The sequence below is a fragment of the Limnofasciculus baicalensis BBK-W-15 genome (assembly GCF_024178385.1).
Taxonomy (GTDB): Bacteria; Cyanobacteriota; Cyanobacteriia; order Cyanobacteriales; family Coleofasciculaceae; genus Limnofasciculus; species Limnofasciculus baicalensis.
The window spans coordinates 1-1,271 of sequence record NZ_JAMZMM010000419.1; the positions used below are offsets into that span (position 1 = coordinate 1).

Genomic DNA, 1,271 nt, shown 5'->3' on the forward strand with positions numbered 1-1,271 from the left:
TAATTAATGCCTAATTTTCTTTTATTAGAATTGAGGATGAGTTAGATAGATGCCCAACTCCCCCTTCCCTAGTAGGGAAGGGGGCTGGGGGGTTAGGTTTTATCCTAATTCAACAATAAATCCGACTGCAAAGTTAAACCCAAATCTGATTCCGGATAAATCACAAACACTTCAGCCTTCTTTTTCCCTCCCAAAAGCAATCCACCCAAAGCACCTAATCCACCACCTGCTAAAACTTCAATCAAATCGATATCACCAAATATTTCAGAAATTACAGCTCCTGCTGCTGCACCAATGGCAGCACCTTTGAGGATACTAGCAACATCAGTACCCTTATCAATTGTTTCAGTTTCGGTAATTACTTGAGACTTGGCATTAAGGGGAATTACCCGATTGGTATTTTTGACGATCAAATTTTTAGCAAAAAACTGAGTACCTCTATTTACGGGGCGTATTTCACCTTCAATTGTACTCCCTGCTGGAATAAGAATAGTACCATTAGAAGAACGAATATCTCTGGTAGTAGTTAACGTCACAGGTGCGGTTTCATCTGGCATAACCACAATTTTATCTGCTTCCTGAGACTTAACCCTAATCGAAGTACCCGATGGTACGATAATCCGTGTTGATTGTTGGCTAATTGGCGGGCGTTGTCGCGGAAATCTTCGTCCTTGTGCGACAGTATAAGATTGAGGAGTCGCTGTAGCAGGAGTTGCCATCAGGATGGGAATGGCGGATGTTGCAGTTATTCCCAGTGCCATGATTAATGCTGTTTGAGATTGCCAACGAGGGGATATTAACATGTAAACTATACCCTCCCAAGGGTTAGTGCTATATCTAACCTAGACTTAAACTGAGAGGGAATGTTCCCTGTCGCAGGTGAGAGGTTAGAGGTGAGGGGTTAGGGCGTGTTTTCAAACTATAAATTTTGATGTAGGGGCGTAGCATTCGGGCGATAACATCTGGCTAAAACCCTAGTATTTGTGTCCGAATGCTTCGCCCTCCGAGGGTTTGAAAATACGACATAAGGGCTAATAGCTAATATTTATAATAAATAGGGTTGTCCTGATGTGAGAGTGTAAATTAAATTTAGGGCTTCCGGGGTGTAGTCGAGGGGGAAATCTTCAATAGCAGGATTTGCTAATATCTGATGGGTAGCCGCAGATGTCATGAAACTAACTTTGATTGGAGGAGTGACGCTGGCGTAGAAGGGTTGGATAAGGCGAATGGAATTCGCGTCTACACAAACGAAGTCCGCCTGCGCGGACTAA

The 1,271-nt window shown here is 43.2% G+C and carries 1 protein-coding gene; it reads right to left on the reverse strand.

Going from position 1 to position 1,271, the window contains the following annotated elements:
* Positions 1–104: 104 nt before the first annotated feature.
* The gene (locus tag NJ959_RS25735; protein WP_254014610.1) at positions 105–803 is read right to left on the reverse strand and encodes a hypothetical protein; all 699 of its coding nucleotides are present in this window, start codon (positions 801–803) and stop codon (positions 105–107) included.
* Between the last annotated feature and the right edge of the window lie 468 nt (positions 804–1,271).